The sequence below is a fragment of the Desulfomicrobium norvegicum genome (assembly GCF_900114595.1).
GTDB classification, from domain to species: Bacteria; Desulfobacterota; Desulfovibrionia; order Desulfovibrionales; family Desulfomicrobiaceae; genus Desulfomicrobium; species Desulfomicrobium macestii.
On the sequence record NZ_FOTO01000031.1, the window covers coordinates 1 to 3,971 of the forward strand.

5 protein-coding genes are annotated in these 3,971 nt (G+C 58.2%); all 5 read left to right on the forward strand.

What is annotated here, in order from left to right:
• A partial coding sequence (locus BMZ24_RS19865) for a bacteriophage T4 gp5 trimerisation domain-containing protein (protein WP_425266287.1) occupies positions 1 to 719 on the forward strand: 719 nt, incomplete at its 5' end.
• Positions 712 to 1,626: a DUF4123 domain-containing protein gene (locus BMZ24_RS19220; RefSeq protein WP_161949253.1), complete on the forward strand. Its 915-nt coding sequence runs from the start codon at positions 712 to 714 to the stop codon at positions 1,624 to 1,626. The genes BMZ24_RS19865 and BMZ24_RS19220, both read left to right, overlap by 8 nt.
• The gene (locus BMZ24_RS19225) at positions 1,619 to 1,936 is read left to right on the forward strand and encodes a hypothetical protein (RefSeq protein ID WP_092194727.1); all 318 of its coding nucleotides are present in this window, start codon (positions 1,619 to 1,621) and stop codon (positions 1,934 to 1,936) included. Before BMZ24_RS19220 ends, BMZ24_RS19225 begins: the two co-directional genes overlap by 8 nt.
• Positions 1,933 to 3,681, forward strand: a complete 1,749-nt coding sequence (locus BMZ24_RS19230) for an esterase/lipase family protein (RefSeq protein ID WP_092194729.1) — start codon at positions 1,933 to 1,935, stop codon at positions 3,679 to 3,681. The genes BMZ24_RS19225 and BMZ24_RS19230 overlap by 4 nt, the downstream gene beginning before the upstream one ends.
• 65 nt (positions 3,682 to 3,746) lie before the next feature.
• Entirely contained in the window at positions 3,747 to 3,902 is a 156-nt protein-coding gene (locus tag BMZ24_RS19745) for a hypothetical protein (RefSeq protein ID WP_153304621.1), read from the forward strand.
• Positions 3,903 to 3,971 lie beyond the last annotated feature (69 nt).

Genomic DNA, 3,971 nt, shown 5'->3' on the forward strand with positions numbered 1-3,971 from the left:
CGGACCGGCCCATCGTTACCGGCCGAGTCTATAACGCCGCCAATCCGGTTCCCTACCCGCTGCCCGAGCACAAGACGCGCACGGTCTTCAAATCCATGTCCACACCGGGAATCGACGGCGAACCACGCGGATTCAATGAGATGCGCATCGAGGACAAGAAGGGGCAGGAAGAGATCTACGTTCACGCCGAGAAGGACGTGAATGCATACGTCAAGAACGACTGGAAAGAACACATCCTCCATGACCAGCATCGCACCGTGGACAATTTTTCGTATTCGCTGGTCAAGGGCGAAGATCAGCAGACGGTAGAGAAGGACCGCAAGATCGAGCTTCTGGCCGACGATCATCTGACGGTCAGAGGCAGCAGCCACAGCCGCTTCGGCGACAAATGGCTCCTGCGCACCGGCGGCGAGGTCCACATCAAGGCCGGAAGCAAGGCGGTCCTTGAGGCCGGCACGGAGCTGACCGTCAAGGCCGGGGGCAGCTTCATCAGGCTCGACCCTTCCGGAGTGACCATTGTCGGAGCCAAGGTCGGGATCAACTCCGGCGGAAGTCCGGGTTCGGGTTCGGGGGCGAGGCCGCTTTTGCCTGTGGACAGCCTCCTTCCCGAGGAAGGCCGGGCGCCATTCTGCCAGAAAGTGATCTTCGACCAGGCCCGTGTACTGGATGAGCCTGTCATCAATGAATGTCCCATGGAACAGGAGCCTAAAGATGCATGAATCGCAGATGAATGAAGTGGTGCGCGAAGTTCGTGATCCCAAAGCCGTGCTTGAAGAAATCCGGAACAAAGGCTGGAGCGCATGGCTTGTTCTGGACCCCGGCTGTCATCCGGATGCCCTTGCGCAACTCTACTCCCTGGAACCTGAAACGAAAAAGACGCTGCTCTTCCTTGATTCCCGCCTTGAGCACATGCACGAACTCTCTCCCCGCATTCTTCCCCTGAAGCCCGGTTCATTGATCCTGGACTGGCTCGAAGAACACGATCCGAGGGGCTGGGGCATGGTCGTGGCTTCAGATGCCCCGATCGAAGATGTATTGGCCCATCTGCGCAGCTTGCTGCTGGTCAAGACGGAAGGGGAAAATCTCATCTTTCGCATCTGGGATGGGCGCATCCTCGCGCGCATCAGCGTCGCCATGCCCGAAGAAACCCCTTTGCTTCTGGGTCCGGCGCGGCTGGTCCTGACCCGCATGAGCGAAGGGGGCTGGGCCCGCATCGACCATGCCCCCGAAAACCCGGACTCTCCCCGGCCTGTCCATCCCTGCCCGTGGTACATGTTTGGCGCACGCCATGCCGAAGTCTTCCGGGAAGGCCGCGCCCAGATTCTGGCCCGCAATATCGTCTTCTCCCTGTGCGGCCCGACGCCGGATGCGCCTTTGCCCATGCCGCCCGGGGATGAACCGCTCCTGGCCTTCACCGTCCGCCAAGTGCAAAGGGGGCTCGCCCTTGGATTGTCCAGCGAACAAGCCCTGGAACTGTTCATCCGCTGCTGCCTGCTCCACGGGGAATCCTTTCCCGACACCGAATCCTTCCCCGACCTCAAGCCTTTCACCACCAGGATCGTCAACGAAGACGCGGCCGTCGCCGCCATGCGCAATATCTGCACCCAAGGAGGTTATCGTGGTTGAACCCATCTGTCTGAACTGTCCGAAAGAGTACTGGATCGCCTTTGTGCTGGAATCACAGGGAGAGGAAGAACTGGCAGCCGATTCGGCGCGGGCTGCCATCCCTGCCGGTGACTTGGAGTTGTTTGCATGTTTTCCGGTTTCTGGTTCCGAGGCAAACGCCGCGCCCTTGTCGCTGGTCCACAATGTCGTCTGGCTCGATCCGCAGGGCGTGCCGACCAATGATGTGACCATAGACCACTTTCTTTGCCAGGACATCGAAGCCCACGTGAACCTGTACGAAGAACCGGCCTGCCGAAAGGTGTTGCCATGAAAAAAATGGTCAGGATCAAGCGCGCCAAGGATGAATACGTCAGCCCCAGAATCCATGAAAAGACGCCGCAGGAAATGTTCAAGCCCCGCGTCGCCTCCAACTGCGAAGTGAACCGGACCCATATTTTTCGGGTCAAGCGGCAGACCGTGGCCATAGTGGTGGTGCCGGGGGTCATGGCGTCGCGGTTGAGCAATTTGGACGATGAGCCCGTATGGGATCCGGATACTCTGAAGTTCATGGTGAAATCGTATTTTTTATGTGTGCCGGAGAAGCGTTACAACCTCCTCTTCAAGAACGGCCGCAAAGTCATGGCCCAAGGGGACCCGAAAATTCTCAAGGAGTACCCCAAAGCCGAAGATCGCGGGTGGACCGGCCTGGCCTGGGACTTTTTTGGAAAACTGCTCGGCGGCCTGCATGACTGGAAGACGCCGCTGAAGGTATTTCTGGATTTGCCGGTTTATGCCTTCGGCTTTGACTGGGTGGATTCGTGCCGAAATTCCGGCAAGGCTCTGCAGGAATTCATCATGGGCATCAAAGCGGACAAGGTCATCATCATTTCCCATTCCATGGGAGGCCTGGTGACACGGTATGCCCTGGCCGGGGAGGGCGGCGAGGCCGTGGCCAGGAAAGTACTGGGCGTCGTGCATGGCGCCCAGCCCGTGCACGGAGCGCCGGACGCCTATCATCGGGCCATAGCGGGCACGGGAGCGGAAGGCTTGCTCGGCAGGGTAGTCAGCGAGGTTCTGGGGCCCAGCGGTCCGCACATGACTGCCATCATGCCCCACGCACCAGGAGTCCTGCAGCTCCTGCCCAACCAGTTTTATCGAAACAACAGGGGGGATCAGGCCTGGCTGCATATCCAGGACCTGGATGACCCGGAAATGTTCACGTCCTATCCGAAAAACGATCCGTATGAGGAAATCTACGCCAAAAGCCACCACAAGGATTACTGGGGCCTCATCCATGGCGAATGGTTTCAGCCGCATGCCGAGGACGGCGAGACGATTGAAAAGGCGCTTGGGCAAGACAATTCTGCTGAATGCCAGCCAGAGACGTCAGAAAGTATCGCCTGCAATCTCAAGAAACGTCTCATTCATGCGAAGGAAGTTCACAGTCTCATCGGACCATACAGTCATCCGCGTACGATCCAGCTCTTCAGCAACGGCGAACATACGACCATCACCGAAGTGTGCTGGCTTGCAAGGGATATCACGCAGCATGTCCTGGACGCGCAAATTGAGAGATATTCACGCGAGGACAAACCACAGCGGTACCTGAAGGACCTGAGCTGCGTGCCCGACTTCAACCGTTTCGGGAAATACGGCGAGGTGCGCTGGAGGGACGCTGACGGCGCGTTAGGCAATGTGGTGCCCGGCAACGCATTGCTCTTCAAGTTGCAGAAACGCATCCGCGAACAGGGCCTGCGCCTCTATCTGCTGCGCATGACCGCGGCCGGAGAAGAGGTTTCCGGTCTGACGGACGACCCTCTCCGCCATCAGGGCGACGGAACGGTGCCGCTCAGTTCCGCAACGGCCATGGACCCGGAGGTGGATGACTGGGGCAAGAACCTGCATCTCCTGCCGATCTGGTTCGGACCGAACGGGGAATGCAGGCTTTGCACCGGGCAGGTCAATCATGAGGTTCACGCGTCGTTCTTCGTGGACAAAAAAGGCGATGCGCTGGCTGCCGTCAAGAGAGTTGTTCACAATCTCTGCATTGGCTGGCTGAAAGGGGAGTTCACATGAGACCGCCCCCTTTCCCGACCCTGTCCATCTTGCTGCTCACCCTAATTCTTGGAGGATGCCATTACATGACCATCGACACTGCCGGCCCGAATCCAAACTTGCCTCCCTGTCCCGTGACAATGTTCCCCGTAGGGCGCTTTATGGTCCCTGTTCCCAAGGATATGAAACTGGGTTCAGGCATTCACAATATCAATAAAATAGTCGATCCTGAAAAACTCTAAAAACGGTCCGTCAAGCACAAGCCTGTACCGACCGAACATCTGGTCGAAAAACGTGCCCAAGCAATTTGA